At 70.2% G+C, this 16,237-nt stretch carries 16 protein-coding genes; 8 read left to right on the top strand and 8 right to left on the bottom strand.

All coding sequences use genetic code 11. The features are described 5' to 3' along the window. Positions 1 to 2 precede the first annotated feature (2 nt). Positions 3 to 1,613, top strand: coding sequence for an acyl-CoA synthetase (locus ACQEVO_RS11055; RefSeq protein WP_432911792.1), 1,611 nt, complete (start codon positions 3 to 5; stop codon positions 1,611 to 1,613). 263 nt (positions 1,614 to 1,876) lie between these two features. On the opposite strand, the gene ACQEVO_RS11050 is transcribed toward ACQEVO_RS11055, so the two are convergent. Then, the gene (locus ACQEVO_RS11050) at positions 1,877 to 2,863 is read right to left on the bottom strand and encodes a helix-turn-helix transcriptional regulator (protein WP_432911789.1); all 987 of its coding nucleotides are present in this window, start codon (positions 2,861 to 2,863) and stop codon (positions 1,877 to 1,879) included. 62 nt (positions 2,864 to 2,925) lie between these two features. On the opposite strand from ACQEVO_RS11050, the gene ACQEVO_RS11045 reads away from it, so the two are divergent. Further along, positions 2,926 to 3,513 carry a DinB family protein gene (locus tag ACQEVO_RS11045; protein ID WP_432911786.1) on the top strand — a complete coding sequence of 196 codons (588 nt, stop codon included), beginning with the start codon at positions 2,926 to 2,928 and terminating at the stop codon, positions 3,511 to 3,513. Continuing rightward, on the top strand, positions 3,510 to 3,971 hold the full coding sequence (locus ACQEVO_RS11040; RefSeq protein ID WP_432911784.1) for a VOC family protein: 462 nt from the start codon (positions 3,510 to 3,512) through the stop codon (positions 3,969 to 3,971). Before ACQEVO_RS11045 ends, ACQEVO_RS11040 begins: the two co-directional genes overlap by 4 nt. A gap of 88 nt (positions 3,972 to 4,059) precedes the next feature. Here ACQEVO_RS11040 and ACQEVO_RS11035 read toward each other — a convergent pair whose 3' ends face one another. After that, positions 4,060 to 4,734, bottom strand: a complete 675-nt coding sequence (locus tag ACQEVO_RS11035; protein ID WP_432911782.1) for a class I SAM-dependent methyltransferase — start codon at positions 4,732 to 4,734, stop codon at positions 4,060 to 4,062. Between the two features lie 118 nt (positions 4,735 to 4,852). Here ACQEVO_RS11035 and ACQEVO_RS11030 point away from each other — a divergent pair, with 118 nt between their 5' ends. Further along, positions 4,853 to 5,431, top strand: coding sequence for a TetR/AcrR family transcriptional regulator (locus tag ACQEVO_RS11030; RefSeq protein ID WP_432911780.1), 579 nt, complete (start codon positions 4,853 to 4,855; stop codon positions 5,429 to 5,431). Positions 5,432 to 5,772: 341 nt separating this feature from the next. Here the strand turns inward: ACQEVO_RS11030 and ACQEVO_RS11025 are convergent, their stop codons facing one another. The 6 genes from ACQEVO_RS11025 to ACQEVO_RS11000 all read right to left on the bottom strand — a co-directional run bounded on the left by ACQEVO_RS11025 (position 5,773) and on the right by ACQEVO_RS11000 (position 11,296). Further along, positions 5,773 to 6,336 carry a TetR/AcrR family transcriptional regulator gene (locus ACQEVO_RS11025; protein WP_432911779.1) on the bottom strand — a complete coding sequence of 188 codons (564 nt, stop codon included), beginning with the start codon at positions 6,334 to 6,336 and terminating at the stop codon, positions 5,773 to 5,775. A gap of 317 nt (positions 6,337 to 6,653) precedes the next feature. Next, positions 6,654 to 7,895: a cysteine--1-D-myo-inosityl 2-amino-2-deoxy-alpha-D-glucopyranoside ligase gene (gene mshC / locus ACQEVO_RS11020; RefSeq protein WP_432911777.1), complete on the bottom strand. Its 1,242-nt coding sequence runs from the start codon at positions 7,893 to 7,895 to the stop codon at positions 6,654 to 6,656. Between the two features lie 167 nt (positions 7,896 to 8,062). Further along, complete coding sequence (locus ACQEVO_RS11015) at positions 8,063 to 8,869, bottom strand: SCO1664 family protein (RefSeq protein ID WP_432911774.1); 807 nt, start codon at positions 8,867 to 8,869, stop codon at positions 8,063 to 8,065. Beyond that, a complete protein-coding gene (locus tag ACQEVO_RS11010) occupies positions 8,866 to 9,450 on the bottom strand; it encodes a DUF3090 domain-containing protein (RefSeq protein ID WP_432911772.1) in 585 nt (194 codons plus the stop codon). The genes ACQEVO_RS11015 and ACQEVO_RS11010 overlap by 4 nt, the downstream gene beginning before the upstream one ends. A 123-nt stretch (positions 9,451 to 9,573) precedes the next feature. Then, complete coding sequence (locus ACQEVO_RS11005; RefSeq protein WP_432911770.1) at positions 9,574 to 10,275, bottom strand: histidine phosphatase family protein; 702 nt, start codon at positions 10,273 to 10,275, stop codon at positions 9,574 to 9,576. An 85-nt stretch (positions 10,276 to 10,360) separates the two neighbouring features. After that, positions 10,361 to 11,296: an undecaprenyl-diphosphate phosphatase gene (locus ACQEVO_RS11000; RefSeq protein WP_432922558.1), complete on the bottom strand. Its 936-nt coding sequence runs from the start codon at positions 11,294 to 11,296 to the stop codon at positions 10,361 to 10,363. A gap of 340 nt (positions 11,297 to 11,636) precedes the next feature. Between ACQEVO_RS11000 and ACQEVO_RS10995 the strand changes: the two genes are divergently transcribed. The 4 genes from ACQEVO_RS10995 to ACQEVO_RS10980 all read left to right on the top strand — a co-directional run bounded on the left by ACQEVO_RS10995 (position 11,637) and on the right by ACQEVO_RS10980 (position 16,179). Beyond that, positions 11,637 to 12,611, top strand: coding sequence for an aldo/keto reductase (locus ACQEVO_RS10995; RefSeq protein WP_432911767.1), 975 nt, complete (start codon positions 11,637 to 11,639; stop codon positions 12,609 to 12,611). A 49-nt stretch (positions 12,612 to 12,660) separates the two neighbouring features. Then, entirely contained in the window at positions 12,661 to 13,773 is a 1,113-nt protein-coding gene (locus ACQEVO_RS10990) for a heme/hemin ABC transporter substrate-binding protein (protein WP_432911764.1), read from the top strand. A 301-nt stretch (positions 13,774 to 14,074) separates the two neighbouring features. Further along, entirely contained in the window at positions 14,075 to 15,157 is a 1,083-nt protein-coding gene (locus tag ACQEVO_RS10985; RefSeq protein WP_432911761.1) for a FecCD family ABC transporter permease, read from the top strand. Positions 15,158 to 15,330: 173 nt separating this feature from the next. Then, complete coding sequence (locus ACQEVO_RS10980) at positions 15,331 to 16,179, top strand: heme ABC transporter ATP-binding protein (RefSeq protein WP_432922555.1); 849 nt, start codon at positions 15,331 to 15,333, stop codon at positions 16,177 to 16,179. The last annotated feature ends 58 nt before the right edge of the window (positions 16,180 to 16,237 follow it).

Below are 16,237 nucleotides of genomic sequence, written 5' to 3'. Positions count from 1 at the left end.
ATATGGCCAATAATTTCGCCGACCTGTTCGAACACTCCGTCGACGCCATGCCCGACCGGATCGCCCTGATCGAACAGGGCCGGCGCATCACCTACCGCGAACTGGACGAGCGGGCCAACCGGCTGGCCCACCATCTCGCGTCGGTGGGCGTCGGACGCGGAACCCATGTCGGGTTCCAGATGCACAACAGCATCGACACCATGCAAACGCTGATCGCCTGTTTCAAACTGGCGGCGGCCCCGGTGAACATCAACTTCCGGTACGGGCCGGAGGAACTCGCCTACCTCTACGACAACGCCGACCTCGAACACCTCGTCTATCACGCCTGCTACGGGGACGCGGTGCGCGCGGCAGCACAGAAGTCGCCGCGGTTGAAGTACCTGCTGTGCGCGGCCGACGACCGCACCCCTGTGGACGACGGCGTGGACTGCCTGGCCGACGTCACCGCTGCCGCACCCGCGACGCGGCCCGACGTCACCCGCACCCCCGACGACCGGTTCATCATGTACACCGGCGGCACCACCGGAATGCCCAAAGGCGTGTTGTGGCGGCAGGAGGACATGTGGCGGGTTCTCGGCGGCGGCATCGACTTCTACAGCAACGAACCCGTCACCGACGAATACCAGCAGTCACGCACCGGCGCGGCCGGGGAACCCTCCACCTGGCTGATCCTGCCGCCGCTCATGCACCTGGCCGCGATGATGCCCACGTTCATCGCGCTGTGGTCGGGGAACTGCGTGATCTTCGAACCCCGGTTCGACCCGGATATCGTGTGGCAGACGGTGGCCGCCGAACACCCCGGGGTCATGGTGATCACCGGCGACGCCATGGCCCGCCCGCTCATCGACTCCTACCGGGCCCGCCCGGCCGACACCACGGGCCTGTTCATGATCGCCTCCGGGGCCGCGCTGCTCACCCAGACGACGAAGAACGATCTACTGGACCTCATCCCGAACCTGTTCGTCTCCGATTCCATCGGCTCCTCCGAAACCGGTTTCGGCGGAATCGGTTTCGCCCAGCGCGACGACAACCCGTCCCGTAAACCGCGCGTCTCGATCGGCCGCGGCGCGGTGGTCGTCGACGACGACGGCCGGCCCGTACAGCCCGGGGACGAGGGCTGGCTGGCCAAAACCGGGGCCGTGCCGCTGGGCTACTACAAGGACGAGGCCAAAACCGCGAAACTGTTCAAAACGGTCGACGGGCAGCGGATCGTCATCACCGACGACCGGGCGATCCTGGAGGACGACGGCACGATCAGCCTGATCGGCCGCGGCAATATGGTCATCAACACCGGCGGGGAGAAGGTGTTCGCCGAAGAGGTGGAGGGTGTGGTGAAAGCCCATCCCGCCGTCTACGACGCGACCGTGATCGGGGTCGAGCATCCGCGCTGGGGTCAGCAGGTGGCCGCCGTGGTAAGTCTGTCGGCCGGAGCGGGTGGGGCGCTGGATCTACCCGGCCTGCAGGCCCATGTCCGCGGTCATCTCGCCGGGTACAAGGTGCCGCGGGCGATCTGGGTCACCGAGGCGGTAACCCGTTCGCCGAGTGGAAAACCCGACTACACGTGGGCCCGGAAGTACGCGGCCGGGCGCGCGCCCGACTACCGCGCCGATTGAGAAGGCGGCACCGCACTCGGCCGAGGACGCCGACGCGGCGGGGATTCACGGCCGAGCCGGGCTACCGAACCCGGGCCGGGGATCCCCGCCGCCCCTGTGCGTGACGAGCCGGCACAGGCCGCCACAGCGGCACCGAGGGCCGGTTCGCGGCAGCCGGTGGAAGGCGGCCGTCACGATCGACTCTTTCGGCCGGGCGCAAGTATGCGCGGCCGTTCGCTCACGCGGCGGGCCGCCGGAACGGAACACGGCGATACCCATCCCGGTTACCGATCCGAGTCCGGTTCCGGCGATCCCGCATTCGTTGCCCCGGCCCGGCCGAGTCGCTGGGCCAAGGTATGGCAGCGGGCCGCCAGTTCCGGCGGGTCGAGTACCTCGAATTCGTGGCCGAGGAGCAGTACGTGTGCGAGCACTCGATCGAGATCGGCGGCACCGCTGAGTAGTTCGCAGCGGTCGCTGCCGCGTGGCCGTACCACGGCCGCGGCGGCCGGGACCTGGTCGCGGACGGTTTCGGCGGGCGCGTGGACGAGGAACCGCGCGCGGTGCGGGTAGGCCCGGCTCGTCACGCCCTCCTGTACGTAGGTCGCGGCGTCGGGGGCGGCTCGCGGGCGGAACCGCCAGGTGCGGGCGGTCACCGCGGTCATCCGGTCGACGCGGAAGGTGCGCCAATCGTCGCGGTCGAGATCGTAGGCCAGCAGATACCAGCGCCGGTCCGAGGCGACCAGGCGATACGGTTCGACCCGCCGGCGTTCCACCCGGCCCGCGGAGGGATAGTCGAAACCCACCTCGACCTCGTCGCGACAGGCCCGGGCGAGCGCCATCAGGGCTTCGGCGTCGACCGGCGGGCGGCCGGTACCGAAGGACTCCACCGAGCCGGCCAGCGTACGTACCTCCTGCCGCAGCCGGGTGGGTAGCACCCGGTCGATCTTGGTGAGCGCCCGTAAGGCGGCATCGCCGGTGCTCGCGCCGCCCGCGCCCACGAGCAGCGATACCGCGGTGGCGATCGCTTCCTCGTCGTCGAGCAGTAGCGGCGGCAGGTCCTGGCCCGGTCCGAGCCGGTAGCCGCCGCCGACGCCTTGACCGGCGTATACGGGGTAGCCGAGTGTGCGCAGCCGTTCGATATCGCGCCGGATCGTGCGGGGCGTGACCCGCAGGCGCTCGGCGAGTTCGGGGCCGGTCCACACTCGCCGCTGCTGCAACAGGCCGAGCAGGATGAGCACCCGCTCGGTCGTACTCCGTTCGTCGTCTGCCACGCATCCCAGTTTTCCAGCGATAGCGGACCGATCCTGTCCGCCATGGGTGCGAAGCTGGCGTTATGGACACCGAGACACTCGACTGGAACCGGGCCCTGCGTGAGCAGATCGAGTTCCACTGGACGCACCAGATACGCGACCGGCTCCAGGGCCTCACCGACGACGAGTATTTCTGGTCGCCGGTGCCGCACGCCTGGAGCGTGTGGCCGCGGGGTACCTCGTCCGCGCCGATCCAGGCCGGAGCCGGGGACTTCACGATCGACTTCGGATTCCCGGAGCCGGTGCCCGCACCGTTCACCACCATCGCCTGGCGGCTCGGCCATGTCATCGTCGGCGTGCTCGCCGCGCGCAACGCGGCACATTTCGGCGCGCCCGCCGCATCGTACGAAACCTGGGAATACGCCGGCGACGCGCGGACGGCACTCGATCAGCTCGAAACCCAGTTGGAGACCTGGCTGGACGGGGTGCGCGGTCTCGACAACGCCGCGCTCGCTGTCCCCGTCGGCCCGAAGGAGCCTTATCCGGACGCGCCCATAGCCGACCTGGTGCTACATATTCACCGCGAACTGATCCACCATCTGTCCGAAGTCTGTCTGCTGCGCGACCTCTACCTGCACATGCACCCCGCCACGAACGGAGAAACGCGATGAGCCGCGATATCCAGATCACCTTCGACGCCCGCGACCCACGGGCTCTGTCGACCTTCTGGCGCGATGTCCTGGGCTACGTCCATCCCGGCCCGCCGGGAGTGGACCTGCCCGCGGGCGCCGATCCGCTGGCCGCCTGGGACGAATTCCTCGCCGGGCTCGGGGTGCCGCCGGAGCAGCGCAACACCCGGTCGGCGATCGAGGACCCGGACGGCAAGGGTCCGCGGGTGTTCTTTCAGCAGGTGCCGGAGGACAAGGTCGCCAAGAACCGGGTGCACCTCGATGTGCGGGCGGCCCCCGGTCTGCAGGGCGACGAGCGGATGGCGGCGCTGGAGACCGAATGCGAACGGCTGGTCGCGCTGGGAGCGGCCAGGGTGCGGCGCTTCGAACCGGCCCCGCCGATGGAAAGCGGTTTCATCGTGATGACCGACCCCGAAGGCAACGAGTTCTGCCTCGATTGACGCGGCCGGTTTCCGTGCGAGCATGCTCGGTGGGCGACGACGCGGCCGGGATGAGCTCTGCGGGCAGCCTGTCGCTACCCGCAGGGAATCAGCCCGCCGATATCTCGGCGGATGATGTGATCCGCTCGAGGATGCGGAGCGAGCTGGTGGCCGAGACCTCGCGGAACTCGCCGCTGTCGAGGGCGCGGCGGTAGATGCCGTAGGGCGCTTGCCCGCCGTCGGCGGGGTCGGGGAATACATCGTGGATGGCCAGGCCGCCGCCGGGAACCACCCATTTCGCCCAGCCGCGGTAGTCGCGGTCGGCGGCTTCCTCGGTGTGCCCGCCGTCGATGAACAGGAATTCGATCGGGGTACGCCAGGTCGCCGCGACACGCGCGGAGGCGCCGACGATCGCGAGCACGGTATCGCTCAGCCCCGCGGTGTCGATGGTGTGCCGGAACCTCGGCAGTGTGTCGAACAGGCCGGTGACCGGGTCGACGAGGGTGGTGTCGTGGTATTCCCAGCCGGGCTGGTGTTCCTCGGAGCCGTGGTGGTGGTCGACGGTGAACACGACCCCGCCCTTCGCGCGTGCGGCGGCGCCCAGCAGGATGGCCGATTTTCCGCAGTACGTGCCGATTTCGGTGATCACCCCGCCCCGGCAGTACCGCACCGCGGCGGCGTGCAGGGCCCGGCCCTCCTCTTCCGGCATGAAACCGGTGGCGCGGCGGGCATGATCGAACAACTGCTCGTCGGTCAGCGGTGCGGCGGGGGCTGGGGCACTCATGGGCGGTGTGGTCTCTCTTCCGGAAATCACGTCTGGGAGGGCGGTGATCGACACTACCCGGCCCCGTGGGCTGGGCGTCGGTTGATCCGGCACCGTACCGACACTACTATCTAGACACATGTCCGAAGGCGATTCCAGAATTCTCGAGGCCACCCGGCGCCGGCTGAGCGGAAAGCAGGCGGACACTGTCGACAAGCTCACCAGAGCGGCCATGGAGGTGCTGGCCCGGGAAGGTTTCGCCGGACTCACCATCCGGATGGTCGCCGGCGCCGCGGGCGTGGGCACCGCCACCGCCTACACCTACTTCTCCTCGAAGGAGCATCTGGTCGCGGAGATCTTCTGGCGGCGACTGCGTACCTCGGAAACCCCGGTCAGCGAGGACGCCGACCCCACCGTGCGGGTACTGGCCGAACTCCGCGGCATCGCGCTGCTGGTGGCCGACGAACAGGAATTGTCGGGCGCGGTGACCAGCGCCCTGCTGGGCCGCGACCCGGACGTCCAGCATCTGCGCACCCGGATCGGAGTGGAGATCCGCCACCGCCTCACCCGGGCACTGGAACCGGAAGCCGACCCCGAAACGGTGGAGTCGCTGGAACTGTTGTACGCGGGGGCGCTGGTGCGCGCCGGGATGGGTTACGAGTCGTATGCGGATATCGCCGATCGGCTCGAACGCGCGGCGCTGCTTGTTTTGAAATGAGCGTCATCCGGCGTGCCGGGCAGCCCCGTCGGGCGGTTTGACCGTCGGCAGCGGTTCGGGCCTTTCCTTGTGCCGGTTGCGGACACTGCAGTACTGAGAATTCGAAGCTTCCGCGTCTCACAGGATGAGGTCGAAGTCGACGCGGGTCCCGAGGTAGACCATCCGCGAAGGGGGCGGGCTGTATTTTTGGAGCCGCTCCGCGGCTCGAGGGCGGGGCCCCCTGAGCCCCTGGTCTTCACTCCGCCGCTCCTCCGCTTCGCTCCCCCGCTCTGTCGCTCCAGACCAGGGGCGGGCCCCGCCCATGAGGACCGGATGTGGGGACGTGAGAGGCGGTGTGTGGCTCAGGTGTTTGTGGCGGGGGGCCGGGTGTGGGAGTAGACGAGGCGGGCGTATTCGCCGAGTAGCTGTTCCAGGCTCACCTGCTGGCCGGCCGCTACCATCTGCTGGTATCCGATCAGCATGGCCATACCCAGTTCGGTGTCCACCGCGGCGATCTCCTCGTCGCCCACCACACCCGAGATCGTTCGCCGCACGGTGCGCCGTCGGGATTCGTCGACCCGTTTGAGCGCCACGGCCACCGATTCGTCGTTCGCCGCCCACGCCCGGATCGCCGCCTCCGCCCGATGGTGCAGGCCCAGCGTCAGGTCCGACAGCGCCCGGATCGCCGCGTCCGGGGTGGACGGATCGAAATGCAGCGACCGCAGGATCACCACCTGCCGGTTCTCCCAATGTTCCAGCAGCGCATCCACATACGATTGCCAGCTGCCGAAATGATGGTAGAAGGAGCCGCTGGTCACGCCCAGCCGGCGGCACAGCACGCCGATGTTCAGATGCCGGAAGCCGAGGTCGGACAGGACCTCCAGGCCGGTGTCGAAATAGTTGTCCTTACTGACGATACGAGACATACGGCGCCGATCTGGTCGGGGAACGGGTGAGGATCTCGAGCATCGAACAGTACCGTATGGCCGAAGCAGACCGGCCGGTACTTGTGAGGGTTCACTGCGCACCGGACCGCGAAAAGGTCTGCGCCCGAAGGGTATGAGCGGTCAGGACCGGAGATGGGAGCGCGGCACCACCGCGCCGGCCTCCCGTCCACACCCATGAACACTGTCTGTATCGGTCAGGCCCGAAACCGGCAGCACCCGTAGAGTCCTCGGCTCCTCACCTCCGACGCAGGGCAGGCGACGGCAGCGGAGCCGTGCCCCGTGGACAACGCCGGAACTCAGCGCAACCGCACGCCCAGCAGCGCGTCGACCGCGGTGACGATCTCCGCGCCCGCACCGGTATCCGCACCGCCGTAGTCGAGGGTGTCGCGGGCCCAGGCATCGACCGCGGCCAGCGCCCGGGGAGTGTCCAGGTCGTCGGCGAGGTGGGTGCGCAGCCGGGCGACCGTATCGGCGGCCGCGGGGGCTGCCGGGGCGGCCACCGCCTGCCGCCAGCGGTCCAGCCGCGCCTGCGCGTCGGTGAGCACATCGTCGGTCCACATGCGGTCGGCACGATAGTGGCCCGCGAACAGACCCAGGCGGATCGCGGCGGGATCCACGCCGGCGGCCCGAAGCTTCGACACCAGCACCAGGTTGCCCTTGGACTTCGACATCTTCTCCCCGTCCAGGCCGATCATACCGGTGTGCACGTAGTGGCGGGCGAACCGGCGGCCCGCCACCAGCGCCTCCCCATGTGCTGCGGAGTACTCGTGATGCGGGTAGATCAGATCGCTGCCGCCGCCCTGGATATCGAATTCGGTGCCGAGCCGGTTCACCGCGATCGCCGCGCATTCGATATGCCAGCCGGGGCGGCCCGCACCGAACGGCGCCGGCCATGACGGCTCACCCGGGCGTTCGGCCCGCCACAGCAGGGCGTCGAGCGGATCGCGTTTACCGGCGCGGTCCGGATCGCCGCCGCGTTCGGCGAACAACCGGGCCATGGTGTCACGGTCGTAGCCCGATTCGTAGCCGAACTGGTCGGTGGCGTCGGTGCGGAAGTAGATATCCGGGAACTCGGGGTCGTCGACGGTGTAGGCGGCACCCGCGGCCTGCAGTTTGCGGACCAGCTCGATCACCTCGTCGACCGATTCGATCGCGCCCACGTAGTCGCGCGGCGGCAGCACCCGCAGGGCCGCCATATCGGCGCGGAACAGTTCGATCTCGCCGGTGCCCAGATCCCGCCAGTCCACGCCGTCGCGGGCGGCCCGCTCGAACAGCGGATCGTCGACGTCGGTGACGTTCTGCACGTAGTGCACATCGTGGCCGTTGTCGCGCAGCAACCGGTTCACCAGATCGAAGGTCAGGTAGGTGGCGGCATGCCCGAGATGGGTGGCGTCGTAGGGGGTGATCCCGCAGACGTACATGGTCGCCGTCGTGCCCGGGGTCACCGGGCGGATACAGGCGTCGGCGGTGTCGTGCAAACGGAGTGGTGGCCCTGCTCCGGGGACCGCGGGAATCGGGGTGTCGGACCAGGACTGCATACCTCCGAGAGTAGAGGTCGGCGGCGGCCGGGCGCCGCCCACCCCGCCGTCCCGCCCCCTACCGCGGCCGACGGCGGTCCGCTGACCTGCACGGAGCCGTCGGTGCGGAGAGCACAACCGTTGCCCTCAGGCCGAGCGAATCATCCGATGACCCGCGGGTGCGGCGATCAGAACGCCGGCCACGGAATGGGTCGCGAGGTCACCGGTAACGGCATCACCGGGTCGTCGAGCAACCGTTTCGCGCGGCGCAGCAGGGCGTCGATCTCCGGGTCGGTGAGATGCTCGGCCAGCCGGTCGGCGAGTTCCCCGGGCAGGGTGTCGGTGAAGGTCGCGATATCGGCGAGCAGATCCGCCGGGACCGGCTCCCCGGCCCACCCCCACAACACGGTGCGCAGTTTGTTCTCCTGATGCAAACAGATCCCGTGGTCCACGCCGTACACGCCGCCGTCCACGCCCTCCAGCGCGTGACCGCCCTTGCGGTCGGCATTGTTCAACAGCACATCCAGCACCGCCATCCGCTGCAGCCGCGGATCGTCGGCGTGCACCAGCGACACCTCGTCCCCGGCGCCGTCGTAGGCCCGCAGGATCTCGCGGTAACCGTCCGGGACCAGGCCCACCGGGCACAGATCCACCAGATCCAGGCGGGTACTGCCGGGTTCGCCGGGATCGCGGCCGGTGATCCAGCGCTGCACCATCCCCGGCCCGTAGGGCCCGTCCCGCAGCACCGTCTCCGGGATCACCGGCCAGCCCAGCGCCGAACAGATCAGATACGACGCCACCTCGCGGCCCGCCAGCGTGCCGTCGGGGAAATCCCACAGCGGCTGCTCCCCCCGGACCGGCTTGTACACCACCCGTTCGGTTCCGTCGCCGACGGCGAGGTCGCACACCAGGGTCACGTTACTGGCGACACTCACCCGGCCCAGTACCGTCAGTTCACCGGTGGACAGCGCGTCCCCGGTATCGGGCACGCTCATTCCTCCAGATCGTTCGCGCCGAACAGTTCACCGCGCTTGTACCCGTTGGTGCGCACACACATATGCCCGCGCGCCGACAGCGGCTCCCCGCACAGCGGGCACGGCGGCCGCCCGGCCGCGATCACCCGGGTGGACCGCAACGCGAACTCCCGCGCCTGGTCCGGGGTGAGGAACACCCGCACCGCATCCGGACCCTCGTCGGTGTCGTCGAGGACCACCGATTCGTCCACCTCGGTTTCGGTGATGGCCAGCAACTCCACCACCACGGCGCCCGCATCGGCATCCCAGCCCAGCCCCATCGTCCCGACCCGGAACTCGGCGTCGATCGGGGTGACCAGCGGGTCGTTGTCGTTGACCTGATCGGCCTGCGGCGGCACCTCGGCACCGAACCGGCGCGCCACCTCGTCCAGCAGTAGACCCATCCGGTCGGCGAGGACCTTCACCTGCTGCTTCTCCAGCAGCACGCTCACCACCCGGGGTTCCTCCACCGCCTGCAGGTAGAACGCGCGGTCGCCCGGCTCACCGACAGTTCCGGCGACGAAACGTTCGGGGGTGCGGAATACATGGATTGCTCGTGACACATGCACCTCCTGATACGTGACCCTGTTCGGCTGCGGTGCTCCGCCACGCCGTTTCCCGGCGCACACGCCGATTCGCCCGACGCCGCCGAGAGGTGGCGCATCCGCCGGTATCGGGCATACCCATTATCCGTCTTTCCTTCCCGCACCGATCTCCCCGCCGGGTACCGGGCCCGAAGCCCCGGATTCGGGGGCCGGCGCGGGCGCCAGACCGGAAAGGTCCGAACCGGTGTCGTTCATCCGGGTGACGAACGGCGCGGTCCGGGTGTAACGGACAACGCTGAGCGAGGCGGGTTCGACCATGATCCGCTGGAATCCGTCGAGATGGATCCCGAGCGCATCGGCGAGTACCGACTTGATCACGTCACCGTGGGTGCAGGCCACCCACAGCCGATCCCCGTCGTGCAACTCCGCCAGCGCGCGATCGTGTTCCCGGATCGCCGACACCGCGCGCGCCTGAACCTGTGCCAGCCCTTCCCCGCCGGGGAAGACCGCGGCCGACGCATGCCGCTGCACCACCTGCCACAGCGGTTCGGACAGCAGCTCACCGATCTTGCGGCCGGTCCATTCGCCGTAGTCGACCTCGGCGAGCCGGTCGTCGACCACCGGTTCCAGCTCCAGGTCCGCCGCCAGTGGCGACACCGTGCGCTGGCAGCGCAGCAGTGGCGAGGTGACGATCCGGGTGATCGGCAGATTCGCCAGTCGCGCCGCGACGGCACGGGCCTGTTCGCCCCCGCGATCGGTGAGTTCCACTCCCGGACTGCGCCCGGCGAGTGTCCCCGCGGAATTGGAGGTCGACAAGCCGTGTCGCAGCAGGATCACCGTCATGCTGTCAGCCTAACGGCCGTGGCGGCGCGCCGACGTCCGGCGAGCCCGCCCCGCGCCGCCGCACCGGCGCCGCTTCCCGCCCGGTTCATGTCGCCGACACGACCCCACCGGCGAGCAAACCGATGATCACGAATCCCAGCACGATCCGGTATCCGACGAACCAGTAGAACGAATGCTTCTCCACGAACCGCAGCAACCACGCCACCGACGCGTACCCGACCACGAACGAAATCAGCGTCGCCACCAGCAGTTGCGCGCCCGACGCGTTCAAGCCGTCCCCGGCCGGCTCGAACGCGTCCGGCAGGCTGAACAACCCCGACGCGGTGACCGCGGGAATCGCGAGCAGGAACGAGAAGCGCACTGCCGCCTCCCGTTTCAACCCGAGGAACAGGCCCGCGCTGGACGTGGCGCCCGACCGCGAAACACCCGGGATCAGCGCCAGGCACTGCGCGAAACCCATCACCAGACCGTCGCGGGTGGTGAGTTGTTCCAGCGGACGCTGTTTCGGGCCGTAGTGCTCGGCCGCCGCGATCACCAGCGCGAAAACGATCAGCATGATCGCCACCAGCCACAGATTGCGTGCGCCCGTACGGATCTGGTCCTTGAAGACGAAACCCAGTACCCCGATCGGGATCGTGGCGATGATCACATACCAGCCCATGCGGTAATCGAGTTCGCGCTGCGCGTCCGCATCGGGGTCGTAACCGACGGGGCCGGCACCGGTGACCACCGGAAGTTTCGTCGTGACCTGTTCGGCCAGCGGCACGGTCTCCCGCGAACGGGCGCTCAGCTTCTCGAAGACGGTCGCGAACCATACGCGCACGATGCGCCAGATGTCCTTGGCGAAGAACAGCAACACCGCGGCCTCGGTACCGAGCTGGGTGACCGCGGTGAACGACGCGCCCGCGTCGTCGCCGAAGAACACCGACGACACGATCCGCAGATGTCCCGACGACGAAACCGGCAGGAACTCCGTCAATCCCTGCACCAACCCGAGCACCAGCGCCTGCACCCAGGTCATCGACTCGCCGATCACACATCCTCCTGAACCACGAACTCCGCGCTTTCCTCGCTGTCGACGGCACCGCTGCCACAACACGATCGCGCGGACCCGCAGCCGCAGCGACCCTACAGTGCGCCGGCCCGGACGCGCGCGGCGGCCGGTACGGCCGGACACGCCGCGCCCACGGTTCGCCGCGAACGGGCAGCGGGCGGTCACGCTCTAGGCTGGGCGCCGTGAGGAAACGTCGCACCATGCCGTGTCCATCGGGCCTGAACGCGGACCCTGGGTGGTCCCGCGTCGCCGCCACCTCCGGGACCGACTCGTTCGCGCTGTTTCTCCTGCGCACGGGGACTCGGTGATGGAACAGCGCACCGTAGGCAGTAGCGGACTGCGCGTCTCCCGGATCGGGCTGGCCACCCACACCTGGGGCAGCCGCACCGACGCCGATACCGCCGCCGCGCAACTCATCGCGTTCGCCGAAGCGGGTGGCACCCTTGTCGACACCTCCCCCGCCTACGGCGGTGGCGCCGCCCAGCGCATCCTGGCGGAGCTGCTCGGTGATCTGGTGTCGCGCGACGAACTGGTCCTGTGCGCCGGCGCCGGGCAGGTGCCCTACCTCCCTGCCGTTCCCCCGGGCAGCGAACCCCCCACCCCCGAGCAGGCGCGTATCACCGTCGACTGCTCACGCCGCACCCTGCTGCGCCAGCTCGACCGCACCCTGCTGGAGCTGGGCACCGACCATCTCGACCTCTGGCAGGTCACCGCCTGGGATCCGGCCACCCCGCTCGACGAGATCGCCGACACCCTGCAGTACGCGATCCGCTCCGGCCGGGTCCGCTACGCCGGAGTCCGCGGTTTCACCGCCTGGCAGCTGGCCAGCCTGGCCGCGCGCGCCCCGATCACCGCCGTGCAGGCCCCGTATTCGCTGCTCACCCGCGGCGCCGAAGACGATACGGTGCCCGCCGCCACCCACCACGGCGCCGGGATCGTGGCCACCGCGCCGCTGGCCGCGGGCATCCTCACCGGCAAATACCGCGACGGTGTCCCCGCCGATTCCCGCGCCGCCGACGAAGCCACCGCCGCCGAGATCCGCGGCCGCCTCGACGACGACCGGGCCACCGCCGTCGTCGATGCCCTCGTCACTGCCGCCGACGGGCTGGCCACCTCACCGCTGGCGGTCGCCCTGGCCTGGGTACGCGACCGGCCCGGCGTCGCGAGCATGTTCGTCGGCGCCCGCGATATGGGCCAGCTGACCGGGGTGCTCGCCGCCGAAACCCTCGAACTGCCGCGGGCGATAGCCGCCGCGCTCGACGATGTGAGCTCCACCCCGTAGCCGGGGCGGGGGCACCCGCCCCACACCGGCACGGATTAGCCTTGCCTGCATGAGCGAGTCCGGCCCGGAGGCGGTAACGAAAAGTAACCACGGAGGGGCTGCGCTCCCGCGCAGACGATACGAAACGAGCTACTTCCGGGCGCCGACCGGGCGGGTCCGCGCACTGCTGGCCGTCCTCGCTGCCGGACTGCTGGTCCTCACCGCCGCATGCGGGGGCACCGAACCCGCCGGCGCCACCGGGCAGCAGGGGCCGGCCACCGCGGTCCTGGACAATCTCGACCCGGTACCGCTCACCCCGGCCCCGGCCCCGGCGTTACCCGCCACGGTGCGGTCCTTCGACGGCACCGACGTCACCGTCACCGACGCGAGCCGGATCGTGGCCGCCGACCGCTACGGCACGCTCGCCCAGATCGTGTACGCGCTCGGCCTCGGTGACAACCTGATCGGCCGCAGTACCGCCGCGTCGTTCCCCGCCGTGGCGGATCTGCCGAACGTCACCGGCGGGAACGGCGCGCTGAACGTGGAATCGATCCTGGCGCTGCGGCCCAGTGTCTTCCTCACCGACACCACCAGTGCCGCGCCCGCGGTCCGGGAACAGTTGCGCGCCACCGGGGTCACCGTCGTCTACTTCGATCCGCAACGCACCATGGAGGGCGTCGTCCCGCAGATCGAGGCCGTCGCCGCCGCGCTCGGGGTGCCCGAGCGCGGGCAGCAGCTCGCCCAGCGCACCCAGGACGAGATCGCCGCCGCCTCCGCCGCCGTCCCCGCCCAGGACCCGCCGCTGCGCATCGCCTTCCTGTACCTGCGCTCCAGCGCCATCACCATGCTCGCCGGCCGCGGTTCCGGCGCGGACGCGCTGATCGCCGCGCTCGGCGCCCGCGACGCCGGAACCGAATCCGGCGTGAACGAACCGTTCCAGGCGATCACCAGCGAGGCCATGATCGCCGCCGCCCCGGATGTGCTGCTGGTGATGACCGACGGGATGAAATCGATCGGCGGGGTCGACGGGATCGCCCAGATCCCCGGGATCGCCCAGACCCCCGCGGGGCGCAACAAACGTATCGTCGACATGTCCGATTCGGTGCTGCTGTCGTTCGGCCCGAACACCGGGCGCGTCATCACGGCCCTGTCCGACGCGATCTACGGACAGACGACCGCATGAGCGAGCCAGGTCCGGGAACGGTCGCCCCGCCGCGGCGGCACGCAGAACTCAGAACCGCGGCTCATCCGCCACGGACACAGCATGAGGAGATCGGGCCCGGAGGGGCAGTGCGATACCGCCGCCCGCGCTTCGGCCGCCGCGCACCCGGGTGGACCAATCGCCAGCAGCGCATGGACGGGTCGGGCCCGGAATCGGCGGAGCGTACCGGGTTTACGCTCACCGCTCATCGTCGCGCCGGATGCCGGGTGCGGCCGAACCCGGCAGCGCGCCGGCGCCACGACGAGCCGAGGGATGCGGCGGCATGACCGTCGATCTCGACAAACGGCCGAGCGTCCCGGACGTGGGGCACCGCGGGCGCCGCGCGGTACTGGCGTTCACCGTCGCCACGCTCGCGCTCATCGCACTCGCGCTGGCGTCCGCCGCTATCGGGCAGGTGCCGACCGCCCCCGCCGAGGTGGCGGGAAGTGTCGCGCACCGGATCGGGCTGGACTGGGGTCCGCTGCCCGCCCACCCGGCCGGTGAGGTGACCCTGTGGGAGGTTCGGTTCCCCCGGGTGTTGCTCGCGATCCTGGTCGGCGCCGCACTCGCCACCGCAGGCGCCCTGCTGCAGGGGGTTTTCGCCAATCCGCTCGCCGAGCCCGGGGTGATCGGGGTGTCGTCGGGCGCCGCGGTCGGGGCGGGCGCGGTGATCGTGTTCGGTGGTGCGTTCGTGGCGGCCTGGTCGGTGGCGGCCGCCGCGTTCGTGGCCGGGCTGATCACGACCATCCTGGTGTACGTGCTGTCCCGGTCCGGGGGCCGGACAGAAGTGGTGACCCTGGTTCTCACCGGAGTAGCGATCAACGCGTTCGCCGGTGGGCTCATCGCCTTTCTGCTGTTCATCGCCTCCCCCGCCGCCCGCGACCAGATCGTGTTCTGGCAGCTCGGCAGCCTCAACGGCGCCACCTGGGATTCGGTTGCCGTGGTGGCCGTACTCACGGCCGGGGGGATCGCGGCCGCAGTGTTCGTCGCCCCGCGACTCGACCTGCTGGCCCTCGGCGAATCCGCGGCCCGGCACCTCGGCGTCGATGTGGAGCGGTTGCGCCGCACAGTGATCGTGATCGTCGCCGTCCTGACCACCGCCGGGGTCGCGTTCACCGGGATCATCCTGTTCGTCGGGCTGATCGTCCCGCATGTGGTGCGCATGATCGTCGGGCCGGGTCATCGCGCGCTGATCCCGGTCAGCGCGGTCACCGGCGCGGTAGTCCTGCTGGCCGCCGATGTCGCCGCCCGCTCCCTGGTCGACAACGCCGACCTCCCGCTGGGCATGCTCACCTCACTCATCGGCGGGCCGTTCTTCTTCTGGCTGCTGCGCCGAACCCGCGCCCGAGCCGGAGGATGGGCATGAGCAAGTGGGAGGCGGACGCAACCGCACGCGATCACGCACGACCCGGGTCGGTCTCGGACCGGGCCGGCACAACCGAGCCGGCACCGGCAGCCCCGCACAGCAGGGCAGAGCACGCGCCCGGCCCCGACGGACCCGGCACGCTCGACGCCACACACATCCCTGTGCGACGCCGCATCTCCGGGTTGCTACAACGCGCGCACGACCTGCCCGCCGACACCGCGCCGGGGGCTGTCACCCTGCGCGCCCGCGGCATCACCCTGGACCGGCACGGCGGCGGGGGCGGCACCCGCCGCGTTCTCGACGAGGTCGATCTCGACGTCGTCGCCGGACAAGTGCTGGCCCTGGTCGGGCCGAACGGCGCCGGTAAATCGACACTGCTCGCGGTACTGGCCGGTGAACTCGAACCCGGCGCCGGCAGCGTCGAACTCGACGGCCGGCCGCTCGGCCACTGGACGCCGATCGATATGGCACGCCGCCGCGCCGTGCTGCCGCAATCGCACACCGTCGGTTTCCCGTTCACCGCGGCCGAGGTGATCGCCATGGGCCGCGCGCCCTGGCAGCGCACCTCCCACGCCGACCAGGACGACGCGGTGATCGCCGCGGTCATGGCCGCCACCGACTGCGCGCATCTGGCCGGACGGTCGTTTCCCAGCCTCTCCGGCGGGGAACGGGCCCGGGTCGCGCTGGCCCGGGTCCTGGCCCAGGACACCGCGACCCTGCTGCTCGACGAACCCACCGCGGCCCTGGACCTCGGTCATCAGGAGGCGGTACTGACCCTCGCCGCCGACCGGGCCGCCGCCGGCGCCGCGGTGGTGGTCGTTCTGCACGATCTGGCCTCCGCGGCGGCCTACGCCGACCGGGTCGCCGTGCTCGACGGCGGGCGGCTCGCGGCCGCCGGCGCACCGCGCGAGGTCCTCACCGCGGAACTGCTCAGCCGGGTCTACCGATACCCGGTCGAGGTTCTCGACCACCCCGATACCGGCGCGCAACTGGTCCTGCCTGCCCGGCCCGCCCGCGGCTGACGAGCGGTCCGGTTGGCGGGCAACTCTGTGCGCATCGGATCGACAACGGTGGGGCGCC

This window comes from Nocardia sp. CA-290969 (assembly GCF_050936135.1).
GTDB lineage: Bacteria > Actinomycetota > Actinomycetes > Mycobacteriales > Mycobacteriaceae > Nocardia.
This window is presented reverse-complemented; position numbering and strand designations above follow the sequence as displayed.